Origin of the sequence: Cryobacterium sp. TMT2-42-4 (genome assembly GCF_004402645.1) — a bacterium.
Classification (GTDB): domain Bacteria; phylum Actinomycetota; class Actinomycetes; order Actinomycetales; family Microbacteriaceae; genus Cryobacterium; species Cryobacterium sandaracinum.
Map to the genome: position 1 here is coordinate 133,631 of NZ_SOFT01000024.1, position 24,817 is coordinate 158,447.

Below are 24,817 nucleotides of genomic sequence, written 5' to 3' on the forward strand. Positions count from 1 at the left end.
GGCCTCGTTTACCGGGTGTCGCCGCGCGTCCAGAGCAGGTGGGCACGCACCGACAGGGATCCGCCGATCAGGAGGGCCACGCCCGCCATCCAGAGCAGGACGGTGAGGAACGCGTTGGCCGTCACGGCGTTGAGAATGATCAGGGCCACCCCGAAGGCACTGAAACTGAACCCGGCGACGGCGCAGGTGGTGAAGGACCAGTTCTTCATGCGGGTGGTTCCAATCGGGTGGGGATTCGCCAGCGTTCACGGTAGCAGGCCCGCGGGGCGCTTAACGTGCCTCGCCTGCCCAGGACGAGTGAGTCCGAATCGGTTGATTGCATCGCTCCCGGATTGGCAGAGCTGACTGCACCGCGCGGACGCTGTTCAGCACGGGCGAGCGCCGGGTTCGGCGTCGAACCAATTCGACGGAGATTTTGGGTGAAATCGCCTTCCAGAGTGGGTTTAGGGCAGATTTCGGCAGAATCTCCGTCGAATTCGTTCGGGACGGATGGCTGGTCGACCTCGTGTCGCCGGAGGTCGCCGACAGAGTGGAAGCCGACCAACGTGGAGCAGCTCTGGATCCACGGCGGCATCCTCACTCGGTGTCGAAGCTGGCCGTGGCCTGCCGCTGGCTCTCGGTGTGCCAGTTTCTCAGGTGATGCCGGCCCGCCGGCGCGACTCCGCGTGCTCGCCCATGCGCGCGCTCGACTCCCTGGTGAACTGCTTCCAGGCGTCGAGCTTGCCGGGCAGGATCGGCACGAACAGACTGATGCTGTCCATGACTCATCCTCCCTTAGATCTTTTTTCCAGCGCATGTTTCAGTCCCGAGTTTCGAGTCCCGAGTCCCGAGTCCCGACGGGCTCAATCACCGACCAGCAGAATCTTGCCCACGTGAACGGATACCTCCAGCCGCCGGTGTGCCTCGGCGGCCTTCTCAAACGGAAAAATGCTGTCGATCACCGGGCGGAAGCGGCCGGATTCGAGCCAGGGCCAGACATCCGTCCTGAGGGCCTGCATGATGGCCGCCTTCTCCTCGAACGGGCGGGAGCGAAGGGTGGTACCCCAGTACCGGCCGCGCTTCTGCATCAGATGGAACGGATTGAAGTCGGCGTTCTCGCCGCTCTGGTTGGCGATCACCATGATGCGGCCGTCGACCGCCAGTGCCGCCACGTTGCGGGCCGCGTAGGAGCCGCCGATGATGTCGAGGATCACGTCGGCGCCGCGCCCCTCTGTGGCGGTCTGGATTTCGGTGGGGAAATCCTGCTCGCGGTAGTTGATCAGGATTTCCGCGCCCAGGCTGCGGCACACCGCCAGCTTCTCGGCTGAGCCGGCCGTCACGGCCACCCGCGCGCCGGCGAGCACGCCCAGCTGGATCGCGGTGGTGCCGATGCCGCTGGTGCCGCCGTGCACGAGCAGCGTCTCCCCGGCGGCCAGCCCCGCGCTCAGGAACACGTTCGACCACACGGTGGCCAGCGCCTCCGGCAGGCCCGCCGCCTCGACGAGGTCCATGGAGTCGGGCACGGTCAGGGCCAGGTCCTCGTGCACCACGGCCTCGGTGGCGTAGCCGCCGCCGGCCAGCAGGGCACACACCCGGTCGCCGACCGCGAACCGCTTTGCCCCGGCGCCGACTTCACTGACGACTCCGGACACCTCCAGGCCGGGCCACTGCGGCGCCCCGGCCGGCGACGGGTAGCTGCCCAGCCGCTGCGCGACATCCGCTCGGTTCACGCCGGCCGCGGCGACCCGAATCCGGATGTCGCAGGGCCCGACGGGCAGGTCGTCCACGGTGGTGAGGGTGAGGGCATCGGGGCCGCCGGGGGTGTCTACGATGATCGCGCGCATCGGGTCAGCCTACGCGCGTGCACTTTGCGACGGATCCACCACTGCGCGGTGGTTCGGTCTGTGGAACCCGGCCACCGAATCTACGATGGTAGACAGGGGCGTGGCCGTAGCATGCCGTGGTTCGTACGCACGTGATCCGCAATGACGCGGAGATTTTCTGATGGAGGCTTATTTCAATGACGTCTGAGTCCACCCGCACCGGGAAATCACCGGCAGACAGCACACTGGACGCTTTCCTGGGCGACTACTACGAGCACCTGGCCGGGGAAGACCGGCAGAACTCCGATGGGGGAACCCTCCGCGAGCGGGCCGTCCAGCATCGTCAGGTCGCCCAGAGCCGCACCCCCGGCACCCCGAACATCGAGATCCGGAACGAAGCCGGCCGCAGCATCGTCTACATCGTCACCGACGACATGCCATTCCTGGTCGACTCGGTCACCGCCGAGCTGGTGCGCCAGCACTCGGCCATCCACCTCGAGGTGCACCCGCTCCTCGTCGTGACCCGCGACCGGAACACCAACGAGCTCCTCGGCGTCACCCGCGTGCACGGCGGCGACGGCGCCCGGCCCGGTGACGTCGACGAGACCGTCACCCAGGTCGAGTCGTGGATCGCGATCGAGATCGAAACCGCCAACGACGAGGCGCGGGCTGCTCTGGTCGCCGGGCTGGCCACGGTCCTCGGCGACGTTCGCGCCGCCAACGAGGACTGGCAGGCCATGCGAACGAAGGCCGTGGAGATCGCCGACGCGCTCGGTGATGTCGCCCACGCCGAGGGCATCCAGGAGATCAAGCAGGCGCAGGAACTACTGCGCTGGCTCGACCGCGACAACTTCACCTTCCTCGGCTACCGGGAGTACGACCTGGAGACCGTCGACGGAGAGGACGTGCTGAGCATCCGTGACCGCAGCGGCCTGGGGCTGCTGCGCTCCACCGAAGACGGCCACCAGATTCAGCACCTGACGGATGCCGGCCGGCTCAAAGCGCGCGAGCGCAGCGCCCTGGTGATCACCAAGGCGAACTCGCGTTCCAGCGTCCACCGCCCGGCCTACTTCGATTACATCGGGATCAAGACTTTCGATGCGGACGGCAACGTGCGGGGGGAGCAACGCTTCATCGGCCTGTTCGCCGCCACGGCGTATACGAGCTCGGTGCGGGACGTGCCGATCCTGCGCGAAAAGGTCGACGCCGTGATGGACCAGGCCGGGTTCCCACCAGGGTCGCACAGCGGCAAGGAACTCCTCGGCATCCTGGAAACCTACCCCCGCGATGAGCTGTTCCAGATCGACGTGCCCACCCTGTTCACCACCACGCTGGCCATCCAACGTCTGCAGGAGCGGCGGCGCACCCGGCTTTTCCTCCGCCCGGATGTCTATGGCCGGTTCATGACCGCGCTGGTCTACTTCCCCCGCGACCGGTACACCACCGCCGTGCGGCTGCGGATCGAGAAGGAGCTGCGGGACACCTTCCACGCCGAGTCCGTCGACTTCGAGGCCCGAATGACCGAGTCCGCGCTGGCCCGGCTGTTCTTCCGCATCCGGTTGCAGAAGAACGACACGGTCGGTGTCGTCGACGCCGTCGCACTGGAGCACCGGCTGGTGATGGCGGTGCGGTCCTGGCCCGAGGGGATCGGAGAGAAACTGCGCGCGAGTCACCCGCTGGACGAGGCGGAGCGCCTCTCCGAACTCTGGTCGGAGGCGTTCCCCGCCAGCTACCGGGTGGATTACGAGCTCGAGGAGGCCGTGCAGGACATCGGGCGATTCGAGGCCGGCGCCGCGGCGGCCGCCGCGGCGGAGGCCGCCGGGACCGGGCCGATCCGGCCGGCGCTGAACGTGTATCTTCCGACCGGCACGGGCGCCGGTGACACGGTCATCGACGCCGACGACGGAAGCACCGCGGGACGCGGCGTCACGGTGGAGGACGCCCGGATCAAGCTCTACATGATGGAGCCCAAGAGCCTCAGCCAGATCCTGCCGTTCCTGCAGAACCTCGGCATCGAGGTGCTCGACGAGGTGCCCTTCGAGATCGAGACCGCCGACGGCCGCGCGTTCTACCTCTATGACCTGGGCTTGAGCTACCCCGAGGGCGTGGACCCGGTTGCGACCGGCGCACTCCTCGCCGACTCCTTCGGCGCCGCCGTCAGCGGGGCCATCGAGTCGGACGGCCTCGACCGACTCGTGCTGCGGGAGGGCATGCCCTGGCACCGGGTCGTCATCCTGCGCAGCTACGCCAAGTACCTGCGCCAGGCCGGAAACACCAACTCCTACGGCTTCATCGCCGATACCCTGCTGGCCAATCCGGCCGTCACCCGAGGGCTGGTGGCGCTTTTCGAGGCGCGGTTCGATCCGGACCTGGCCGAGCCGGAGCGCATCCGTCGCAGCCAGCAGGTCAAGGATGAGCTGACGGTGGCCATGGAAGCGGTCACCACGCTCGACGCCGACCGGGTGCTGCGCACCCTGATCAACCTGATCGAGTCCTCGCTGCGCACGAACTTCTTCCAGGACAAGCCCTACCTGAGCATCAAACTCGACCCGACCTCGATCGAGCTGTTGCCGTTTCCGCGACCGAAGTACGAGATCTGGGTGTACTCCCCTCAGGTGGAGGGTGTCCACCTCCGCTTCGGCAAGGTGGCCCGCGGCGGGCTGCGCTGGTCGGACCGGCGGGAGGACTTCCGCACGGAGGTGCTCGGCCTGGTCAAAGCGCAGACGGTCAAGAACGCGGTGATCGTGCCGACCGGCGCCAAGGGCGGTTTCTTCGCCAAGCAGCTGCCCGATCCGGCGCTGGACCGCGCGGCCTGGATGGCCGAGGGCATCGAGAGCTACAAGACCTTCATCCGGGGGCTGCTCGACCTCACCGACAACTTGGTGACCACGGCGGACGGGGAGCAGCTCGTGCCCCCCGCCCGGGTGGTGCGCCACGACGACGACGATTCCTACCTGGTCGTCGCGGCCGACAAGGGCACGGCCACCTTCTCCGACATCGCCAACGGCCTCGCCGCCGAATACGGTTTCTGGATGGGCGACGCCTTCGCCTCCGGCGGCTCGGTCGGCTACGACCACAAGGCCATGGGCATCACCGCCCGCGGTGCATGGGAGTCGGTCAAGCGCCACTTCAGCGAACTGGGCGTCGACACGCAGGCCGAGGACTTCACGGTCGTCGGCGTGGGCGACATGTCCGGCGACGTCTTCGGCAACGGCATGCTGCTCTCGGAGCACATCCGTCTGCTGGCGGCCTTCGACCACCGACACATTTTTTTGGACCCGACTCCGGATGCCGCGCGCTCCTTCCAGGAACGAGCGCGCCTCTTCGCCCTGCCGCGGTCGTCGTGGGCGGACTACGACACCAGCCTGATCAGTGCCGGCGGCGGGGTCTTCCCGCGCCAGGCCAAGGTGGTGCCGATCTCCGCCGAGGTGCGCGCCGCACTCGGGCTGCCGGACGGGACGGTGCGGCTGAGCCCGCCGGAACTGCTCCGCGCCATCCTGACCGCCCCGGCCGACCTGCTCTACAACGGTGGCATCGGCACCTATGTGAAGGCCAGCGGCGAGACGGCCGCGCAGGTCGGCGACAAAGCGAACGACGCCATCCGGGTCGACGGCCGGGATCTGCGGGTCAAGGTCGTCGGCGAGGGCGGCAACCTCGGGATGACCCAGCTCGGGCGCATCGAGGCGGCCCTCACCGGCGTGATCCTGAACACCGACGCGATCGACAACTCCGCCGGGGTGGACTGCTCCGACCACGAGGTCAACATCAAGATCTTCGTCGACCGGATGGTGGCCGCCGGCAAGCTGGCCGAGTCGGAGCGGTCGGAGTTCCTCGCCTCCATGTCCGACGAGGTGGCGCGGCTGGTGCTGGAAGACAACGTCGACCAGAACATTCTGCTGCTCAACGACCGGGCGAAGGTGACCACCTGGAGCCCCAGCTACGAACGGCTGATGGACTGGCAGGAGGCCTCGGGCGACCTCAAGCGCGAGCTGGAGGCGCTGCCCACCACGGCGACGCTGCGGGAGCGCCTCGAAACGGGCCAGGGCCTGACCTCACCCGAGCTGTCCGTGCTGGCCGCCTACGCCAAGATCGATCTGGCGACCACGCTGCGGGACAGCGACCTGCCCGACGACCCCTGGTTCGGCCGAACCCTGCGCCGGTACTTTCCGGTGCAGCTGTCCGAGCGCTTCGACGCCGAGCTCGACACGCATCCGCTGCGCCGCGAGATCATCGCCACCGTCGTCGCGAACGACATGATCAACCTCGGCGGCGTGACCTTCGCCTTCCGGGCCATGGAGGAGACCTCGGCGAACCAGGCCACGGTCGCGAAGGCGTTCGTCGCGCTGCGGGAGATCTTCGAAATCGACGTGCTCGTCGCCGAGGTCAACGCCCTGCCGTCGTCGTTCCCGACCAAGCACTGGACGTCGATCCACCTGGACATCCGTCGCCTGCTCGACCGGGCCGTGCGCTGGCAGGTCAACCAGGGGGCGTCGCGACCGGTGGGCGAGGTGGTGGCCCAGTACAAACCGCAGATGGACCTGATGCGGGCCCACCTGGAGGATTACCTCAAGGGCGGCGACCTCAAACGCGTGCAGTCCCTGCTGGAGACCGCCCAGGAGTGGGGCGTTCCGGAGAACCTCGGTCGCCGGTGGGCAGAACTCTTCGAGGCCTTCGCCCTGCTGGACGTGGCGCAGATCTCCGCCCAGGTCGATGAGCCTCTGGCCGACGTCGCCGGCGTCTACTACACGGTCTACGACCGATTCCGGGTGGACAACCTGCTGGAGCGCATCACCGTGCTGCCGCGCAAGGACCGCTGGCAGGCCCTGGCCCGCGCCGCCCTCCGCGACGACCTGTACTCGACGGTCGCCGATATGACGCGGGCGGTGCTGAAGGAAACGCATGCCGGCCACGCCGACGCCCGACTGCTTGCCTGGGAGGCGCTCAACGCTGAACAGCTGGGACGGGCTCGCAGCGTGTTCGAGGAGGTCAACGCCCTCGGTCAGGACGACATGGCGTCCCTGTCCGTTGTTGTGCGGCTACTGCGCTCGATCGTGCGCCGCTGACCTGCCGGCTGCGGGCATCCGTCGCAACGCGCTGCGCGCTGCTCGCTCGCTGCCACCCACTACTACTGCCCGCTGCCACCGCCCGTTTGGGGCTAACTCAGGAGAATGGTGAGCCTGATGAGTGTGGGCCGGCATCGGCCGCGGAATCACGAGGCGGGTGCCGGCCGGGCGCGGGGATCTCCTGAGTTAGCCACAATCCGTGCTGCCAAAAAAGGATTCTGACCACATCGGCGGCGCCGCTCGCCGGATGTCCCGGGCGGTCTTTCCGGGTCACGACCTAGTGGCCGCGGGCGATCCATTCATCCAGATGCCCGGCCTCGGCGCCGATTGTCGTCGACTCGCCATGGCCGGTGAGCACGACGGTGCTCGCCGGGAGCATCAGCAGCTTGCCCTTGATCGAGGCGAGGATCGTGGGGAAGTCGCTGAACGACCGGCCGGTCGCGCCGGGTCCGCCGTGGAACAGCGTGTCGCCGCTGAAGACAGTGCCGAGCGCGGGCGCATAGAAGCAGACGGCGCCGGGGGAGTGCCCGGGCGTGTGCAGCACCTCGAGTTCAATACCGGCCACCCGGATGCGCTGGCCGTTCTCGAGCGGACGGCTCGGCGGGGCATCCGGGTAGACCCGGTCCCACAGCATCATGTCGTCGGGGTGGAGGTAGGTCGGCGCGGTGTGCGCGGCCTGCACCCCGGCGACGGCACCGATGTGGTCGTCGTGCGCGTGCGTGCAGAGGATGCCCACCAGCTTGCGGTCGCCGACCGCGGCGAGGATGGCGTCGACGTCGTGGGCCGCGTCGACCACGACGCACTCGTCGTCGTCGCCGATGATCCAGACGTTGTTGTCCACGTCCCAGGTGCCGCCGTCGAGGCTGAAGCTGCCTGAGGTGACGAGGTGTTCGATCCGCGCCGTCATCAGAGCACGACCACGGAGCGCAGCACGTCGCCGCGGGCCATCTTCGCGAAGGCCTCCTCGATGTGTCCGATTCCGATTCGTTCACTGACGAACTCGTCCAGCGGCAAGCGGCCCTGCAGGTAGAGGTCGGTCAGCATCGGGAAGTCGCGCTCCGGCAGACAGTCGCCGTACCAGGACGACTTCAGAGCACCGCCCCGGCCGAACACGTCGAGCAGCGGGATCTCCAGCATCATCTCGGGGGTTGGCACGCCCACCAGCACGACGGTGCCGGCCAGGTCGCGGGCGTAGAACGCCTGCCGCCAGGTCTCGGGACGCCCGACGGCGTCGATCACGACATCCGCACCGAAACCGCCGGTCAGTGCCTGCACGGCCGCGACCACGCCGTCCTCGTCGAGGCCGGCTGAGTCGATGGTGTGGGTGGCGCCCAGCGTCTGGGCGGTCACGAGCTTCTTCGCGTCGCGGTCGATCGCGATGACGACGGATGCCCCGGCGAGCCGGGCCCCGACGACCGCCGCGTTGCCCACGCCGCCGCATCCGATCACGGCGACCGAGTCGCCCCAGGTCACGTTGCCCGTGTTCATGGCGGCCCCGATGCCGGCCATGATGCCGCAGCCGAGCAGTCCGACGACCGCAGGGTCGGCGGCAGGGTCGACCCTGGTGCACTGCTTCTCGTGCACGAGGGTCTTCTCGGCGAATGCGCCGATGCCGAGAGCGGGGCTGAGCTCGGTGCCGTCGGTGAGGGTCATCCTCTGGGTGGCGTTGAAGGTGTTGAAGCAGTACCAGGGCTCGGCGCGCTTGCAGGCGCGGCAGTCGCCGCAGACGGCGCGCCAGTTCAGCACGACGAAGTCGCCCACGGCGACGTGGGTTACGCCCTCGCCGACGACGCTGACCCGGCCGGCGGCCTCGTGGCCGAGCAGGAATGGGAACTCGTCGTTGATTCCGCCCTCACGGTAGTGCACGTCGGTGTGGCAGACGCCGCAGGTCTCGATTTCGACGACGACCTCACCGGGAGCGGGGTCGGGGATGACGATGTCGACAAGCTCCACCGGCGCGCCCTTCGATCGAGCGATGACGCCTTTAACGGTGATCGACATGGGACTCCTCTGGGTTGGTGCCCGGACAGGCGGTGGTGGAACCCAACCACACTACCTAAACTCCCTGCCCCGCCCTGTCTCACCAACTCGACGGAGAGTGTGGCAGAGAGAACCCGTTTCGGTCCGAAACAGGCTCGTAGAGACAAAATCGCAGTCAAATTCGTTAGGGGTTCACGGTGCGGATGTCGCGCGCGGAGCCACGCAACCGGCCGAGGCGCGACCGGTTAAGCGAACTCCTGGCAGTGATCGCACCACCAGTCGCCGCCGACCGGCGCCATCGGGTCATAGCAGGAAGCGCAGGTCGGTGTGGGGAGCACTTTGTCGTCGTTCACTCGGAGTTCAGTTTCGATTCTGCAAACGGGTTCCCCAGCCCAGAGAAGGGCATTCGCAAGCTTCCAGTGTAGGCAGACCGCAACCCGGATGTCTAGGAAAATTGACAATTCTGACTACGAACTTTCAAGTATCGCAACGGATGCGCTCGGCGCGGCAGCACTCGCTCCGGCACCGGATCGGTGCTGTGACACCCCCGCTCGGGACACCTGACGTCGGCCGGGTTCTGGACCCGGTCTGCGTCCCGGCCGGCACGCACCACCATCGGCCGGCTGCCGACGGTGCCGACGGTGCCGACGGTGCCGACGGTGCCGACGAGCGCCGCGACAGCCGTGAGCTTCGTGGTCCTGCTGTCCATGTCGGTGTCGTTTCTCACCGGGCGGGGGCTCAGTCTGGTCTTCATCTGCCTCCGTTGACACCCCCCGGGGGCCCGGTCTACCGTGACTGGTGTTCGAGCGCGGTCTCCGCCAACCGAGCGGTTGTGACGAGTCTTGCGACTGCTCCTGAGCACGGGAGTTCTCTGATGGGCGCAGTGGGTTTGCTGTACGTGGGGGCCGTTCTCTTCATCAACGGCCTGATGCTGGTGGGGGTGATTCCAGGCAAGTCGGCCGGAATCCTCAACTTCTTCGTCGGCGGGATGCAGGTGATCTTCCCGACGCTGATCATCCTGGGAGCCGACGGCGACCTGTCCACCATTTTCGGGGCGTCCGGGCTCTACCTCTTCGGCTTCACGTACCTCTATGTAGCGATTCTGCAGTTCACGGGCATCAGTGGGGAGGGCCTCGGCTGGTTCTCGCTGTTCGTGGTTTTCTGCGCCACGGTCATCGGCATTCTTCAGTTCACCCTGCTGGAGGACCCCGTTTTCGGTGTCATCTGGCTCATCTGGGCGGTGCTCTGGTTCCTTTTCTTCCTCGTGCTGGGCCTCGGCAGGGGGTCTCTGACCCGCACGACCGGCTGGTTCACCATCTTCATCAGCCACATGACCGGAACGATCCCCGCGTTCCTGCTGCTGCTCGGTGAATACGACACCAACACGGGCTATGCGCTGATCGTGGCGCTCGCCGCCGCGCTGTCACTGGGGGTGGCGTGGGTGCTGGGGCACGGCCCCGTCCCCACGCGGCAATCGACCGAACCCGCGGCGTCGACCCGGCCCGCGGCGTCGACCCGGCCCGCCTGAGAAGGGAACGCAACCTCCATGCCCATCTACGAGTTCCTGTGCGCCGACTGCTTGAGCTTTGAGCTGATTCTTCCGATGGGCACGGCGCCGGATGTCGTGGCCTGCCCGACCTGTCGGGGCGACGCCCGGCGCCGGATCACCGCCCCGCATATCTCCCGGACGGCTTCGTCGGCGTTCGCGCTGATCGACGCGGCCAGTCGCAGCGCACACGAACCGGCCGTCGTCGATTCGAAGAAGCCCGGGGTGCGCACGGGCCAGACCCCGCGCTACACGTCCAATCCGCTTCATCAGAAACTGCCGCGGCCCTAAGCAGTCCGGTCCGGCTCGACCAGTACAGGAGACGACATGCCCAAGAAAATATTTCCCCTGGATTCCAGCAAGAAATTCGAGGACCAGGAGCTCGTCGGCCACAACCGATGGCACCCGGAGATTCCTCCCGTGGCCACAGTCAAGCCGGGAGAATCGTTCCGGGTCGACTGCCGGGAGTGGTTCGACGGTGCGATCGTCAATGACGACTCGGCCGACGACATCCTGAACGCACCGCTGATGACGGTGCACAAGCTCAGTGGACCTTTCGCTGTCGCGGGTGCTCAGCCGGGAGACCTGCTCATCGTTGACATCCTCGATGTCGGCCCGATCCCGCAGGAGGATGCCGGACCCCTCGCCGGGCAGGGCTGGGGCTATACCGGCATCTTCGCCAAGAACAATGGCGGCGGTTTCCTGGTCGACCAGTTTCCGGATGCCTACAAGGCCATCTGGGACTTCACCGGCCAGACCGCGACCTCCCGCCACGTACCCGACGTCTCCTTCACCGGCCTGATCCACCCGGGTCTGATGGGCACTGCGCCGTCGGCCGAGCTGCTCGCGAAGTGGAACAAACGCGAGGGTGACCTGATCAAGACGAACCCCAACCGGGTTCCGCCACTGGCGCTGCCGCCCGAGCCTCAGTTCGCGGTGCTCGGCAGCCTCGCCGCATCCGAGTTCGACCGGGTGGCCGGCGAAGCGGCTCGCACCGCCCCGCCCCGTGAGAACGGCGGCAACCAGGACATCAAGAACATGTCCAAGGGCACCCGCATCTTCTACCCGGTGTTCGTCGACGGAGCCAACCTGTCTCTCGGCGACCTGCACTTCTCCCAGGGTGACGGTGAGATCACGTTCTGCGGCGCCATCGAGATGGGCGGGTTCATCGACCTGCGGGTGGACCTCATCAAGGGCGGGATGGACACCTACGGCGTGAGTGAGAACGCGATCTTCATGCCCGGTAACGTCGACCCTCGGTACAGCGAGTGGCTGGCGTTCTCGGGGACCTCGGTGACCCTCGACGGAGAGCAGCGCTACCTGGATTCGCACCTGTCCTACCAGCGGGCCTGCCTGCACGCGATCGACTATTTGGTGAAGTTCGGCTACAGCCCGGAGCAGGCGTACATCATCCTCGGCGCCGCACCGATCGAGGGCCGGCTGTCGGGAGTGGTGGACATCCCGAACTCCTGCTCCACCGTCTACATCCCCACGGCGATCTTCGACTTCGACGTGCGGCCCTCCGCCGCCGGGCCGCACCAGATCGATCCAGGCATCGGCGCACCAAGGTCGAACAACAAGTGAGGGTGAGCTAGCAGCACGACACTACCCATACACGGGGCGCCCGGTCCAGCGGATCGGGCGCCCCGCTTTCGTTCTGGTCAGGGTGTGTATCTGGTCAGCGCGAGGGTTCCAGTCGCACCAGCACCGCCTTGGAGACGGGGGTGTTGCTGCCCTCCGCGGTGGAATCCAGGGGCACCAGCACGTTGGCCTCGGGGAAGTAGGCGGCGGCGCAGCCGCGGGCGCTCGGGTAGGCGACGAGCCGGAGCCGCCGCAGCACACGGTCGACGTTGTCGCTGAACTCGCTGTGCACATCGACGAGCATGCCGCTGATCAGACCCAGCTCCGCGACATCCTCCGGGTTGACGAAGATGACCTGGCGGCCGTTCTTGATGCCCCGGTAGCGGTCGTTGGGGCTGTAGATCGTGGTGTTGAACTGGTCGTGCGAGCGCAGCGTCTGCAGGAGCAGACGCCCCGGCGGCCGTTCGAGGGGCTCGAGTTCGTTGACCGTAAGCAGGGCCTTGCCGCTGGGGGTCGGGAACGTGCGCAGGTCGCGCGGAGCATGGGGGAGGGAGAAACCTTCCTGCTGGCGGATGCGCTGGTTGAAGTCGGCGAAGCCGGGAATGACGTGCGAGATGTGGTCACGGATGATGTCGTAGTCGCTCTCGAAACCGGCCCAGTCGATCGAGGCGGTGCCGTCCAGGGCGGCCCGGGCGAGGCGCGACACGATGGCCACCTCGGAAAGCAGCTGATCCGACACCGGTGGGAGCAGGCCGGTGGACGAGTGCACCGCGGAGACCGTGTCCTCAACCGACACGAACTGCGGGCCGGTGGCCTGCAGGTCGATTTCGGTGCGGCCCAGGGTCGGCAGGATCAGCGCCTGCTCGCCGACCACCGCGTGGGACCGGTTCAGTTTGGTGGAGATCTGCACGCTCAGCGCCGTCTTCTGCATTGCGGCCTCGGCGACGACGGTGTCGGAGATCGCGCCGACCAGGTTGCCGCCCAGGGCGATCCAGACCTTGACCAGGCCGCCCTGCATGGCGCGAATGGAGTTCACGCTGTCCAGGCCGTCCACGCGGGGCGGGTCGAACCCGAATTCTCGTTCCAGGGCATCCAGGAACACCGGTGGCATCTTCTCCCAGATGCCCATGGTGCGGTCGCCCTGCACATTGCTGTGCCCACGGATCGGGGACGCGCCCGCGCCGGGCTTGCCGATGTTGCCGCGCAACAGGAGCAGATTGATGATCTCCCGGATGGTCGGCACGGCCTTCTTGTGCTGGGTGATGCCCATCGCCCAAGTGATGATGACCCGTTCCGCCCGCAGATACCGGTCGGCCAGCTCGTCGATCTCGGCCGCGCGCAACCCCGTGGCCGCCAGGACCGCATCGTCATCCTGGTGGGCGAGGTGCTCGCGCAACTCCTCCAGCCCGACACAGCTCTCACGCAGGAACTCATGGTCGAGCACGGTTCCGGGCCGGGCGGCCTCGGCGTCGAGCACCCGGCGGGAGAGGGCCTGCATGAGGGCCATGTCGCCGCCGAGCCGGATCTGCAGGTACTGGTCGGCCATCACGGTTCCGGCCCCGATGACGCCCCGCACCCGCTGCGGGTTCTTATAGCGCATCAGCCCGGCCTCCACGAGCGGGTTGATGGCGACGATGGCGGCGCCCGCCTCCTTCGCCTCTTCCAGCGCCGTGAGCATCCGCGGATGGTTGCTACCCGGGTTCTGTCCCATGATGATGATCAGGTCCGCACGGGCGAAGTCGGCGTAGGTGACGGTGCTCTTGCCGATCCCGACGGTCTCCGCCATCGCGTGGCTGGTCGACTCGTGGCACATGTTCGAGCAGTCCGGCAGGTTGTTCGTGCCGAACGCGCGCACGAACAGTTGATAGAGAAAGGCAGCCTCGTTCGACGTGCGGCCGCTCGTATAGAAGGCCGCCTGGTCGGGCGAGTCCAGCCCGCGGAGGGTCTCGCCGATCAGGTTGAACGCATCGTCCCAGGTGATCGGCCGGTAGTGCTCGGACCCGGCCGGCTTATGCACCGGCTGCACGAGGCGGCCCTGCATGCCGAGCCAGTACTCCGACTTCGTGAGCAACTCGCTGATCGGGTTCTGGGCCCAGAACTCGGCGGGAACCGTGACCGGGGTTGCCTCCCAGGTCACCGCCTTGGCGCCGTTCTCGCAGAATTCGAATATCTTGCGCCGATCGGGATCCGGCCAGGCGCAGCTCATGCAGTCGAAGCCGTCTCGCTGGTTCATCGCGGTCAGTGCCTTCAGGCTGCGGGGCACACCCATCTGCCGGAAAGCCGGCCCCATCGCATGGGTGACGCCGGGCACCCCCGCCGCCCACTCCCGGGGTGTGCCGACCTTGATCTTGTCCTCGTCGATATCGTCAATGCTGCTCATACATCGGTAGTAGCATCCCTTGCCGGGAGCGGCAAGGCATGTGCGACGCGCCCTCAGTCCGAAATGGGTCCAACGATTCCCCCCATCGGTCACTACGAGGTCAGAAATGACCGTACCGTTGATATGTGGTCTTCGAGCATCGGACTTGAAGAGTGTGGGGGCCACGCACACGAAAGGTTTTTCTAGTTTGAGCGACGAATGCATCCATGGACTCGAGGGTGGCCTCTGCGCCAGCTGCTTCCCGAAGGCCGCTCCCGAAATCGTGCCCGGCGTGGCCACCCGCGCCAGCCGGAGCAAATCGACGGGACGCGCACCGTCGCTTCGCAGTTCGCCGTCACCGCGCACCGTCACCCTGGGCGGACCCAACCCCACCCTGAGCGCGAAGACCGCTACCGCGAAGCAGGCCACCGCCAAGGCTGCCAGCACCGTGAAGCCCGTCAGGAGCACGAAATCCTCCCACGACAACGTCGGTGAGCAGCGGATCTACCACGTCACCCACATCCGTAACCTCGCCGGCATCCTGAACAGCGGGCGCCTGCTTGCCGACGCGAGCGACGCCTGGACCGCCCGGCCGGCCGTCGACCTGTCGTCGGCACCGCAGCGCGCGGCCCGGCGTGCCGCGCTCGTCGCCGGAGACGACAGCGCGAGCGTCGCCTGCTACGTGCCGTTCTTCCTCTCGCCCAATGCGCGCCTGTGGGACAGCCTCCTCACCGAATCCAACGATCCGCGCCTGTCGCCGGAGGCGCACCGCTCCCCGACGTACGACTTCGTCATTCTGGTCAGCACGGTCAAGAAGCTCCTCGATGCCCAGGCCGGCGCCGAGGAAACCGTCGCAGCGAGCGTCGCGGTGACCAACGGGGATGCCGCCGGGGCCCTGACCAGGTTCGGCGCTGCTCCCGAGACTGCCGACCGCATGCTGCGTTCGCTGCGCGCCGATCAGGAATCACAGAAGATCCGGGAGGCGGAGCTGCTCGTCACCGAGTCGTTCCCGTTCGAGTTGGTCACGCTCGTCGGCGTCGCCAACGACAAGGTGCGCGACGCGGTGCGCACGATCCTCGCCGCCGCGGCGCACAAGCCCAAGGTCGTCGTATACCCGCCGTGGTTCCACGCCGTGGAGGAAACCGCAGCGCCCTAGCCGGTCAGACGTCCGGAGCACCCTCTCGCCCCGGCCTGCCCTGCCCTGTCCGGTTCTGTCCGGCTCTGCCCTAGTCTCGGGGAATGGGTAGACGACAGGGCCGCTCGCGCGTGCCGATCGGTGTTCTCGTTCTCGGAGTACTCGGCTTCGCCTGGGTGCAACAGTCTGGATTCCTGGCGACCGAGTTCGGGAGCCTGCTGAGCTCGGTGAGCCAAGGCTCCGGCCAGAGCACCGGCGAGAGCACCGGTCCGGTGGCGACCGTGGCGGACGGCGCCGCCGAGGCAGCGGTCGGCGGCATCCCCGCGCGACCGAGCGGAGCCGTCCCGATGACCGTGGAACATGTGCACGATGGTGACACGCTTTTTCTGCGAACGGACCAGCCGAACGCCCTGGTGGCGACGACGGATGCCGTCAAAGTACGACTGCTCGGAATCGATACGCCGGAGGTGGGGGACAGCGCCGAATGCTTCGGCGATCAGGCCACGGAGCAGTTGCGGGCACTCCTCCCCGATGGCAGCCGCACCTGGGTCACCGCCGACCAGGACCCGACCGACCGATACGGCCGTAGCCTGTTCTATCTCTGGACCGAGGACGGGCGATTCGTCAACTACGAGCTCGTCGCCGGCGGCGCCGCCGAGTCGCTGATGATCCCGCCGAATGACGCGCACTACCCGCTGCTGCGTACGGCCGAGGACGCCGCAACGACGGCGGGCGCGGGCCAGTGGGGCGCCTGCTGATGCGGCGGCGCCGTGCCACCGATATCCCCGCCCGTCGTCGCCCGCGCGTCGTCCTCAGCGCGTCGTCCTCAGCGCTTCGCCCGGCGCGGCAGGACCAGCCAGACCGCCACGATGACCAGAAGCACCGCGGCCCCGGCCACCTGACCGGCCGTTCGGCCCAGCACCACGTCGAAGACCAGCAGGGTGGTGCCGGCGAGGATCACGGCGACACCGACCAGTGTGGCCCGCACGAGCACGTCGGCGATCCGCACGATCTGCTTCATCGCATGCTTCCCGAAAAGCAGCCGGTGAAGGCTGACCGGCCCGAGCGCCAGAACGGTGGTGGTGGTGGCCGTGGCGACAAGAATCAGATACACGGTCAGTTGGTACAGGTCGAGTTCGGTGAACCGCGGTTGGAAGGCGAGGGCGAGCAGAAAACCACCCACGATCTGGGTGCCCGTCTGGGTGACCCTGAGCTCCTGCAACAGCGAGAGCCAATTGCGGTCGAGGCGCTGGACATCCGTTTCGTTGCGGCGGGGCGCGGATGCCGGCTCCGTCGCCGTGGGTTCCGGTGGTCCTGACAGGCTCATGCCCCGATCGTAATGCGCTTTGCGAAAACGTGATCGCACGCGGCGAGCACGGAACGGGCGAGGTCAGGCGCGCACCCTCAGGATCCACTTGCGCAGTTCCTCGACCCACAGCACGACGGATGCCATGCCCACGCAGACAGCCCAGTGCAGAGGGTCCATCGAGGTGGTGCCGAACGCGGTCTGCAGGAGCGGGAGTTCGACCACGGCCACCTGCAACAGGATCGCAAGCAGGATCGCCCCCCACAGCCACGGATTCACGAACAGCCGGTGAAACGCGGTGGTCAGCTCGGAGCGCGCGTTGAGCGTGTTGAACAGCTGGGCGCAGACCAGGGTGGTGAACCCCGCGGTGCGGGCCACGGTGAGGCCGTCGGTGCCGGGTTCCAGCGCCGGCAGCAGCCCGCCGGGCAGGAACAGGTCGATCGTGGCGAGGGTGACCACCGCCATCACCAGGCCGGTCGACATGATGCCCACCCACATGCGCAGGTCGATCATACGGTCGTTGATCCCGCGCGGGGGGCGGGCCATCACGTCGTCGATCTCCGGGTCGACGCCCATCGCCAGGGCCGGACCGGAGTCGGTGATCAGGTTGATCCAGAGAATCTGGGTGACCAGCAGGGGCAGCACCACGGTCTCGCTGCTGGCGCCGGTCAGGCCCAGCACCCCGGCGAGGAGCACGCCGAGGAACACGGTGAGCACCTCGCCCATGTTCGAGGACAGCAGGTACCGCAGGAACTTCTTGATGTTGTCGAGAATGACCCGGCCGGCCCGCACCGCGGCGACGATGGTGGCGAAGTTGTCGTCGACCAGGATCATCTTCGCGGCCTCCTTGGTCACCTCGGTGCCCGTGATGCCCATGGCCACGCCGATGTCGGCGGACTTCAGGGCCGGGGCGTCGTTGACGCCGTCGCCGGTCATCGCCACGATGTCGCCGTTGGCCTGCAGGGCGTCGACGATCCGCAGCTTGTGCCGCGGGGAGACGCGGGCGAACACGGATGTGCCGCGCACCGCCTCCCGCAGCCCCGGCTCGTCGAGGTGGTCGAGGTCTGCTCCCGCCAGCGCCGTCGCCCCCGGTTCGACGATCCCCAGGTCGCTCGCGATCCGCGCGGCCGTGGCGGGGTGGTCGCCCGTGATCATGATCACGCGCACGCCCGCCCGGTGGGCTTCCTGGACGGCTGACGTCACCTCGGCGCGGGGCGGGTCGATGATGCCGACCACCCCGGCGTAGATCAGGCCCTGCTCGTCGGCCTCGTCCAGCGGGGCCGTGTTCTCGTCGGCGCGTCGGTAGGCGACACCCAGGGTGCGGAAGGCCTGGGCCGAGAGCGCCTGGATGTCGGCGAGCAACCGTGGCCGCTGCTCGGCGGTCAGAGGTACGACCGTCTCGCCGACCTGCACGTAGGCGCAGCGCTCGAGCAGCACGTCGGGCGCGCCCTTGCTGAAGATGCGCAGACTGCCGTCGCCGGTCGCCTGGTGCAGGGTGGACATCATCTTGCGTTCCGAGGTGAAGGGCATCTCACCCCGACGTTCGAACCGGGCCATGTGCTCGGTGGTGCCCTCGAGTTTGGCCGCGGCCACCAGGAACGCGGCCTCCGTGGGGTCACCCTGGATCTCCCACTCGCCGTCCTGCTCGGTCAGCTGGGCGTTGCCGGCGAGGGAACCGACGCCCAGCACCAGCTGGGCCTCAAAGCGGAGTGCCGGGTCTGTGAGCGGCTCGGCGCCCTGGCGCAGTTCGCCCTCGGGGCGGTAGCCCACCCCGGTCACGTCTACCCGGCCGGAGGCGGTCAGCAGCTGCTGGATCGTCATCTCGTTGCGGGTCAGCGTGCCGGTCTTATCGCAACAGATCACGGATGCGGAGCCCAGGGTCTCCACGGATTTCAGGTTCTTGACAACGGCGTTCTGCCGCGCCATCCGTTGTACCCCGATGGAGAGGATCACCGACAGGATCGCCGGCAGCCCCTCGGGAACGGCTGCGACCGCGAGGGACACCCCGAGCAGGAACACGGTCACGAAGTCGGCGGGCGTGGACACGCCCTGCACGAGCACGACGGTGAGCATCACGACCGTGGCGATCGCGATCACGACGACGCTGAGCAGCCTGCCGATGTGGCCGATCTCGGTTTGCAACGGGGTGGGGTGAGCCTCGGTGCGGTCAAGCATCGTGGCGATGGCGCCGACCTCGGTGTCCATGCCGGTTCCGGTGACGATGCAGCGGCCGACGCCCTGGCTGACGGCGGTGCCCTTGAAGACCATGTTCAGGCGATCGCCGAGGGCGGCCGCGGCGGGAAGGGTGCGCGGGTTCTTGGTGACGGCCTCGCTTTCGCCGGTGAGGGAGGCCTCCGCGATCCGCAGCGAACTCGCCTCGGTGAGGCGGGCATCCGCCCCCACGCTGTCGCCCTCACCCAGAACCAGCAGGTCGCCGCGCACCAGGTCAGTGCTGGGCACGGTGGCGAGCAGGCCGTCGCGCAGGACGGTCGAGGATGCCGCTGTCATGGTGGACAGGGCGGCCACGGCGTTGTCGGCGCGCGCCTCCTGCACCAGGCCGAGCACGGCGTTGAGCACTACGATCACGGCGATCACGATGGCGTCCACGGGCAGGCCGGGTGCCCCCTCGATCAGCCAGGCGCCGAACGACACCGCGGTGGCGACCAGCAGCAGGTAGATCAGCGGGTCGTTGAACTGGGCCAGGATCCGGCGCCAGAACGGCACCGGGCGCACGCCGCGCAGCTCGTTCGGGCCCTCGGCCACGAGGCGGCGCGCGGCTTCGGCGCCGGTGAGGCCCCGGGCGGCGTCGGTCTCGAGCCGGCGGGCGATCTCGGTGGCATCGGTAACGGCGGGATCGACCGCGAGACGGTCGATCGGGTTCGGTTCTTCCGATTGAGCTGATTTCTCCGATTGAGCAGACGCGTCCATCGGGTGGGTTCCTCGTTTCCGGGAGTGCCGGGTCGGTCTGGCCCGCGGCTTCACCCAGTGTAGAACCGGGGCCGGGCGGCCGACGCCGATCCCGTAGGTCACGTAGCCCTCGAAGTCTCCGGCCGGAGCGTAGCGGGTGATCGCGTCGTAGTCGATGAAGGCGGGCGGCGCCGAGTCGACGCTCGACTGGCCCTGTTCGGTGTGCGCCTGCGCCGCGGTGAAGACGACCCGCAGGATGCGGCTGGTGCCGGGCATGGGGATCGGCAGTCCGCTGGCGTCACCGTCGAGTTCGGGCACGAACTCCAACGCGTAGCCGGGGAACCCGCCCCTGAAGCGGAAGCTCATCTGATCGTAGGGCGGCGTGTCCGACGGATGCGCCCCCACCCCGATCGTGGACAGGGTGCGCAAACAGGCCTACACCTCGGCTGGCTCCGCGACAAGGTCACCGGGCGGCACGGCGGGTGCGACGTCACGCGCGTGCGCCGACTCGGTATCTGCGACTCGTCGGTCGGCGAGCCAGGTGTCCAGCGCGGCGGCGGAAACCGGCTGCGACAGGTGGAAGCCCTGCGCGAAGTCGCAGCCGAAGCCGACCAGCTGGTCGTAGGCGGCGCCGCTGTCCACGCCCTCGGCCACCATGCGCAGCCCCAGACTGTGGGCCAGCGCAATCGTCGAGGACACCAGGGTCGCGGCTCGGGCATCGCCGGCCATCGGGAAGACGAAGGATCGGTCGAGCTTGAGCTCGTCGATGGGCAGATCGCGCAAGTAGGCGAGCGAACTGTAGCCGGTGCCGAAGTCGTCGACGGAGATGCGGATGCCCTGCTCGCGTAGCCGGGTGAGGATGCCGCGGGCCCGGCCCCGGTCATTGAGCAGGAATTCCTCGGTGATTTCCAGGGCCAGGATCGACGAGGGCAGACCGCGGGCGGCGATCATGGCACCGATCCGGTCCGGCAGTTCCGTGTCGACCAGTGAGCTGGCCGACAGGTTCACGGCGATGGTCAGCGGACGCCCCTGCGCCTGCCAGAGCACCGCCTGGTCCAGCGCCTGCCGCAGCACGACCTGCGTCAGAGTGTGCATCAGCCCGGCCTCCTCGATGATCGGCACGAACTGATCGGGCGGCAGCAGGCCGCGCTCGGGGTGGTTCCAGCGCACGAGGGCCTCGACGTCCCGCACCGCCCCGCTGCCGAGGTCGACCTTGGGCTGATAGTGCAGCACCAGCTGCTCATCGATGAGAGCGAGGCGCAGTTCGGCCAGGGTGCGCAGCCGGGTCTCGCCATGGCTGTCGTCGTCGCTGTCGTACACGTGGTGGCCACTGCGGCTCGTTTTCGCCTTGTACATGGCCATGTCGGCCTTGCGGAGCAGCGCCGTCAGGTCTTTGCCCTGGTCGGGATAGAGGGAGATCCCGACACTGGCGCTGGTCTGCAGCGTGATGCCCTCCAGAATGAACGGCTCGGCCAGCGCGGCACGCAGTTTGACGGCCACCGTCAGGGCATCCTCCCGCGCGGAGTCCGTGAGCAGGATCGCGAACTCGTCGCCTCCGAGGCGGGCCAGGAGGTCGCCGGCACGCAGCTGCCGGTTCAAACGGATGCCGACCTGGATCAGCAGCCGGTCACCGACGTCATGGCCGAGGCTGTCGTTGACCTCCTTGAACCGGTCAAGGTCCAGCAGCAGCAGGGCATTCTTCCGGCCCTCGACCGCGGCCAGGCGGGTGGGCACGTCCGCGTTGAATGCGCGACGGTTGCGCAGACCGGTGAGGTCGTCCGTTCGCGCCAGCAGGTTCAGAACCCGTTGCCGGCCGGCCAGCGGCACTACCGCCAGCGTCATGGTTGCCCCGGCCAGGACCACGGAGAGGTTTGACACCGTGACCTGGCTGGCGAGGATCAGAACCCCCAGTCCGGCGATCGTCGACACCATCGGCACGGCCAGAGCGGACACGGTTGTGGCCGTGGCCCTGCGATCCCGCACCGGGCGCGGGAGGGAGGTGCTGTCCACCCAGAGCGCAATCAGTACGACCCCGATGTTCCAGGTCGCGTCGAGTGGGGTGCCCACCCTGTACAGGTCACCCTGCAGCGCGAAGACGGTGTCGGCGCCGGCGAAGACCACCAGGCCGGCGACGAGGAGCATCCAGCGCTTGCCGGCATCCGGGCCGTGCGACGCCACGATCCCGGCGATCGCCGCCACCACCAGCAGGTCGAGCGCCGGATAGGCGGCCGCGATGACAGCGCCGAGGCTGAGCGGGTCCGCGGCGGCGGAATCGAAGACGGGGCTGAGGATGACGGCCAGCACTGCGGCGGCACCCAGCGAACCCACGGCGGTGTCCAGGAAGACGGACCAGGCCGATCCGCGCAGTTGCCGGTTCACGAGCACCGCCAGCGCCCAGAGCAGGAGCAGGTAGAACAGCAGATAGCCGATGTCGGCCGGCGACGGGAACGGTGACACACCGTCGGCATCCGCGCTGACGAGGTAATAGGCGTCCGCCAGGGCGTTCATGGTCAGAGCGGCGGTGGCGAGGCCCACCTCGATTTGCCCGCGCCCGACCCGGTAGACGGCGGCGCAGCCCACGAGCACGGGTGCCCACACCGAGAGCATGGCGAGCCAGCCGTCGACCAGCGGGCTGAAGTCATCGCCCTTCAGGGCCAGACCGAGGGTATAGGCGATGACCAGGACCAGCATGAGCGTCAGCGCGCCGAAGCGGAACCGCTCACGGGTGCTGCCGGTCATGGCAGGGCCGCCGCGCTCTGCCGGGCGATCAGCCACTCGTCGAGTGCCGCGGCGGAGATGGGGCGTGACATGAAGTATCCCTGGGCGAAGTCGCAGCCGTAGCGCACCAGCTCGTCGTAGGCGACGCTGTTCTCCACGCCCTCGGCGACCATTTTCAGGCCGAGGCCGTGCGCGAGGTCGATCGTGGAGGCCACCAGCGCGGCGGCCCGGGCGTCGTCGGCCATCGGGAAGATGAAGGACTGGTCCAGCTTGAGCTCGTCGATGGGCAGGTCACGAAGATAGGCGAGCGAACTGTATCCGGTGCCGAAGTCGTCGACCGAGATCCGGATACCGCTGGCGCGCAACCGAGTCAGGATGTCCCGGGCTCGGTCGCGGTCGGCCATCAGGAAGTCCTCGGTGATCTCGAGCATCAGCGCGGTGGGCAGAAGCCCGCGGGCCGACAGCATGGTGCCCACCCGTTCGGGCAGATCGGCGTCGATCAGTGAGCTGGCGGACACGTTCACCGCAACCGTCAGGGTGCGGGCCTGGGCCGACCAGAGCACGGACTGGTCCAACGCCTTCCGCAGAACTTCCTGGGTCAGCGCGTGCATGAGGCCGGCCTCCTCGACCAGGGTCAGGAACTGGTCGGGAAACAGCAGGCCCCGCTCGGGGTGGTTCCAGCGCACGAGGGCCTCGACGCCGGAGACGAATCCGGTCTTCAGGCAGATCTTCGGCTGGTAGTGCAGAACCAGCTGGTCCTCGGTCAGGGCGAGGCGCAACTCCTGCAGGGTGCGCAGCCGGGCGTCACCGTGGCGGTTGTCCGCGCTGCGGTAGACGTGGTGGCCGCTGTGGGTCGCCTTCGCTTTGTACATCGCCATGTCGGCCTTGCGCAGCAGTGCGGTCAGGTCATCGCCCTGGTTGGGGTAGAGGGCGATTCCGATGCTCGCGCTGGTCTGCAGGGAGATGCCTTCCAGAGTGAACGGCTGGGCCAGGGTGGCCCGGAGTTTGTTGGCCACCGCCTCGGCCTCCACCTGGTCGGTGTGCTCGAGCAGGATGGCGAACTCGTCGCCGCCCAACCGCGCGAGCAGGTCACCGGACCGCATTCCTTCCAGCAGACGACGGCCGACCTGCACGAGCAACCGGTCGCCGGCGTCGTGCCCGAGGCTGTCGTTGACCTCTTTGAAGCGGTCCAGGTCCAGCAGCAGCAGCGCCCGGTTCCGGCTCCTGTCGTCGGCCAGTCTCGACGAGACCTCGGCGTACAGCGCACGCCGGTTCGGCAGACCGGTCAGTTCGTCGGTCTTGGACTGGCGACGCAGGGCCACCTGCCGGGAGACCAGGGGAACGGCTGCGAGGGCCAGGGTCGCCGCCGCCAGCCCGACCGCGATGTGGGGAACCGGCGTCTGGCTGGCGAGGAGCAGCACACCCAGGCCGGCTGCGGTCGACACCGCCGGCAGCGCCAGGGCCGCCACGCCGTTGGAGGAGTTGTTCTGAACCAGATCGGGCCGCGACGAGGCATCCGCCCACACCGCGATCAGGGCCAGCCCCACGGCCCAGCCGGCGTCCAGAGGAGTGCCGAGAACGTACCTGGTTTCGAGCATCGCGAAGACGAGACCGGTCGACGTGAAAATCAGCAGGCCGAAGACGAGGAGGATCCAACGGCGGCCGGCAATCGGGCCCTGCGAGGTGGTGAGCGCGACGACGACGGCAACCAGCAGCAGGTCGAACAGCGGGTAGGCGACGGCGGCGGCGATGGCCTTGTTCGCCCCGGCCGCGTCGAGTGAGTTCGCCATCGGGCCGAGCAGCACGGCCAGCACCGAGGCCGCGCCGAGTGCACCGATGGCGCTGTCCAGCACCACCGACCAGACCATGCCGCGCAGCTGGCGGCGCACCATGATGACCAGCACGGCCAGCATGAGGGCGAAGAACAGCAAGTAGCCGACCTCGCTCACGCGGGGGAACATCTCGGCGCCCCAGATCAGCATCCACAAGGAGTAGGAATCGACGATCGCGATGATGGTGACCGCCGCGGCCGTGAGCAGGAGTTCGGGATGCCGGAATCGCGTCAGACCGTTGGCCGCGATCCGCACTCGGCTCCGCGAGCGCTTACGCATCACGGCGGCCCAGCACACGACGACCAAGGACAACTTCAGGAGGGACGCCAGCCAGCCGTCGACGAAGAGGTGGAACCCGTCGTCGGGCATCAGCAGGCCGATGACGTAGCTGCCGAGGAACACGGCCATCAGCCAGGCGGGCCAGGAGGCGCTCCTGGTAAAGAAACCTCGAACTAGGCGGCCGTAGGGCGCCCCTGAATTCAACTGCACGGAACCCCCACGTTATCTAAATTCAGATTAGCAGCGGTGCGAGACGGAGAACCAACCGACCCGCTCGATTGGGGATGGGAATCGTGGGCGGGCGCGGCG

General features: G+C 67.9%; 17 protein-coding genes. 6 read left to right on the forward strand and 11 right to left on the reverse strand.

Annotated features, from left to right (window positions below):
- Positions 1-8 precede the first annotated feature (8 nt).
- From E3O18_RS08415 to E3O18_RS08420, 3 genes are all read right to left on the reverse strand, one after another.
- A complete protein-coding gene (locus E3O18_RS08415) occupies positions 9-209 on the reverse strand; it encodes a hypothetical protein (RefSeq protein WP_134393549.1) in 201 nt (66 codons plus the stop codon).
- Between the two features lie 423 nt (positions 210-632).
- Positions 633-761, reverse strand: a complete 129-nt coding sequence (locus E3O18_RS16785; RefSeq protein WP_255570051.1) for a hypothetical protein — start codon at positions 759-761, stop codon at positions 633-635.
- Positions 762-842: 81 nt separating this feature from the next.
- Positions 843-1,823, reverse strand: a complete 981-nt coding sequence (locus E3O18_RS08420) for an NAD(P)H-quinone oxidoreductase (protein ID WP_134417893.1) — start codon at positions 1,821-1,823, stop codon at positions 843-845.
- Between the two features lie 176 nt (positions 1,824-1,999).
- On the opposite strand from E3O18_RS08420, the gene E3O18_RS08425 reads away from it, so the two are divergent.
- Positions 2,000-6,865 carry an NAD-glutamate dehydrogenase gene (locus tag E3O18_RS08425; protein ID WP_134417895.1) on the forward strand — a complete coding sequence of 1,622 codons (4,866 nt, stop codon included), beginning with the start codon at positions 2,000-2,002 and terminating at the stop codon, positions 6,863-6,865.
- 277 nt (positions 6,866-7,142) lie between these two features.
- On the opposite strand, the gene E3O18_RS08430 is transcribed toward E3O18_RS08425, so the two are convergent.
- From E3O18_RS08430 to E3O18_RS16110, 3 genes are all read right to left on the reverse strand, one after another.
- Positions 7,143-7,772: an MBL fold metallo-hydrolase gene (locus tag E3O18_RS08430; RefSeq protein ID WP_134417896.1), complete on the reverse strand. Its 630-nt coding sequence runs from the start codon at positions 7,770-7,772 to the stop codon at positions 7,143-7,145.
- Positions 7,772-8,866 carry an S-(hydroxymethyl)mycothiol dehydrogenase gene (locus E3O18_RS08435; RefSeq protein ID WP_134393553.1) on the reverse strand — a complete coding sequence of 365 codons (1,095 nt, stop codon included), beginning with the start codon at positions 8,864-8,866 and terminating at the stop codon, positions 7,772-7,774. Before E3O18_RS08435 ends, E3O18_RS08430 begins: the two co-directional genes overlap by 1 nt.
- A 424-nt stretch (positions 8,867-9,290) precedes the next feature.
- Positions 9,291-9,599, reverse strand: a complete 309-nt coding sequence (locus E3O18_RS16110; RefSeq protein WP_166784895.1) for a hypothetical protein — start codon at positions 9,597-9,599, stop codon at positions 9,291-9,293.
- Between the two features lie 120 nt (positions 9,600-9,719).
- Here E3O18_RS16110 and E3O18_RS08440 point away from each other — a divergent pair, with 120 nt between their 5' ends.
- Genes E3O18_RS08440 through fmdA form a run of 3 tightly spaced genes read left to right on the forward strand, consistent with a single transcriptional unit; the run spans position 9,720 to position 11,975 of the window.
- A complete protein-coding gene (locus E3O18_RS08440; RefSeq protein ID WP_134393555.1) occupies positions 9,720-10,373 on the forward strand; it encodes an AmiS/UreI family transporter in 654 nt (217 codons plus the stop codon).
- A gap of 18 nt (positions 10,374-10,391) precedes the next feature.
- Positions 10,392-10,682, forward strand: a complete 291-nt coding sequence (locus E3O18_RS08445) for a zinc ribbon domain-containing protein (RefSeq protein ID WP_134393556.1) — start codon at positions 10,392-10,394, stop codon at positions 10,680-10,682.
- Between the two features lie 36 nt (positions 10,683-10,718).
- A complete protein-coding gene (gene fmdA / locus E3O18_RS08450; protein ID WP_134393557.1) occupies positions 10,719-11,975 on the forward strand; it encodes a formamidase in 1,257 nt (418 codons plus the stop codon).
- Between the two features lie 94 nt (positions 11,976-12,069).
- Here the strand turns inward: fmdA and E3O18_RS08455 are convergent, their stop codons facing one another.
- Positions 12,070-14,352 carry an FdhF/YdeP family oxidoreductase gene (locus tag E3O18_RS08455; RefSeq protein WP_134417897.1) on the reverse strand — a complete coding sequence of 761 codons (2,283 nt, stop codon included), beginning with the start codon at positions 14,350-14,352 and terminating at the stop codon, positions 12,070-12,072.
- Between the two features lie 187 nt (positions 14,353-14,539).
- Here E3O18_RS08455 and E3O18_RS08460 point away from each other — a divergent pair, with 187 nt between their 5' ends.
- Both E3O18_RS08460 and E3O18_RS08465 read left to right on the forward strand, forming a co-directional pair.
- The gene (locus E3O18_RS08460) at positions 14,540-15,487 is read left to right on the forward strand and encodes a DarT ssDNA thymidine ADP-ribosyltransferase family protein (protein ID WP_166784907.1); all 948 of its coding nucleotides are present in this window, start codon (positions 14,540-14,542) and stop codon (positions 15,485-15,487) included.
- 83 nt (positions 15,488-15,570) lie between these two features.
- The gene (locus E3O18_RS08465) at positions 15,571-16,224 is read left to right on the forward strand and encodes a thermonuclease family protein (protein ID WP_134417899.1); all 654 of its coding nucleotides are present in this window, start codon (positions 15,571-15,573) and stop codon (positions 16,222-16,224) included.
- 68 nt (positions 16,225-16,292) lie between these two features.
- On the opposite strand, the gene E3O18_RS08470 is transcribed toward E3O18_RS08465, so the two are convergent.
- From E3O18_RS08470 to E3O18_RS08485, 4 genes are all read right to left on the reverse strand, one after another.
- Positions 16,293-16,793 carry a DUF6328 family protein gene (locus tag E3O18_RS08470; protein WP_134393561.1) on the reverse strand — a complete coding sequence of 167 codons (501 nt, stop codon included), beginning with the start codon at positions 16,791-16,793 and terminating at the stop codon, positions 16,293-16,295.
- A 63-nt stretch (positions 16,794-16,856) separates the two neighbouring features.
- Positions 16,857-20,108 (reverse strand): cation-translocating P-type ATPase, encoded by a 3,252-nt coding sequence (locus tag E3O18_RS08475; RefSeq protein WP_241978154.1) that lies wholly within the window; start codon positions 20,106-20,108, stop codon positions 16,857-16,859.
- 6 nt (positions 20,109-20,114) lie between these two features.
- A complete protein-coding gene (locus E3O18_RS08480; protein WP_134417901.1) occupies positions 20,115-22,418 on the reverse strand; it encodes an EAL domain-containing protein in 2,304 nt (767 codons plus the stop codon).
- Positions 22,415-24,718 (reverse strand): EAL domain-containing protein, encoded by a 2,304-nt coding sequence (locus E3O18_RS08485; protein WP_134417902.1) that lies wholly within the window; start codon positions 24,716-24,718, stop codon positions 22,415-22,417. Before E3O18_RS08485 ends, E3O18_RS08480 begins: the two co-directional genes overlap by 4 nt.
- Between the last annotated feature and the right edge of the window lie 99 nt (positions 24,719-24,817).

What these genes read in the sequence shown, in the direction of transcription:
- E3O18_RS08415 (WP_134393549.1), bottom strand. Translation starts at nt 209, where the DNA reads ATGAAGAACTGGTCCTTCACCACCTGCGCCGTCGCCGGGTTCAGTTTC.
- E3O18_RS16785 (WP_255570051.1), bottom strand. Translation starts at nt 761, where the DNA reads ATGGACAGCATCAGTCTGTTCGTGCCGATCCTGCCCGGCAAGCTCGAC.
- E3O18_RS08420 (WP_134417893.1), bottom strand. Translation starts at nt 1,823, where the DNA reads ATGCGCGCGATCATCGTAGACACCCCCGGCGGCCCCGATGCCCTCACC.
- E3O18_RS08425 (WP_134417895.1), top strand. Translation starts at nt 2,000, where the DNA reads ATGACGTCTGAGTCCACCCGCACCGGGAAATCACCGGCAGACAGCACA.
- E3O18_RS08430 (WP_134417896.1), bottom strand. Translation starts at nt 7,772, where the DNA reads ATGACGGCGCGGATCGAACACCTCGTCACCTCAGGCAGCTTCAGCCTC.
- E3O18_RS08435 (WP_134393553.1), bottom strand. Translation starts at nt 8,866, where the DNA reads ATGTCGATCACCGTTAAAGGCGTCATCGCTCGATCGAAGGGCGCGCCG.
- E3O18_RS16110 (WP_166784895.1), bottom strand. Translation starts at nt 9,599, where the DNA reads ATGAAGACCAGACTGAGCCCCCGCCCGGTGAGAAACGACACCGACATG.
- E3O18_RS08440 (WP_134393555.1), top strand. Translation starts at nt 9,720, where the DNA reads ATGGGCGCAGTGGGTTTGCTGTACGTGGGGGCCGTTCTCTTCATCAAC.
- E3O18_RS08445 (WP_134393556.1), top strand. Translation starts at nt 10,392, where the DNA reads ATGCCCATCTACGAGTTCCTGTGCGCCGACTGCTTGAGCTTTGAGCTG.
- fmdA (WP_134393557.1), top strand. Translation starts at nt 10,719, where the DNA reads ATGCCCAAGAAAATATTTCCCCTGGATTCCAGCAAGAAATTCGAGGAC.
- E3O18_RS08455 (WP_134417897.1), bottom strand. Translation starts at nt 14,352, where the DNA reads ATGAGCAGCATTGACGATATCGACGAGGACAAGATCAAGGTCGGCACA.
- E3O18_RS08465 (WP_134417899.1), top strand. Translation starts at nt 15,571, where the DNA reads ATGGGTAGACGACAGGGCCGCTCGCGCGTGCCGATCGGTGTTCTCGTT.
- E3O18_RS08470 (WP_134393561.1), bottom strand. Translation starts at nt 16,793, where the DNA reads ATGAGCCTGTCAGGACCACCGGAACCCACGGCGACGGAGCCGGCATCC.
- E3O18_RS08480 (WP_134417901.1), bottom strand. Translation starts at nt 22,418, where the DNA reads ATGACCGGCAGCACCCGTGAGCGGTTCCGCTTCGGCGCGCTGACGCTC.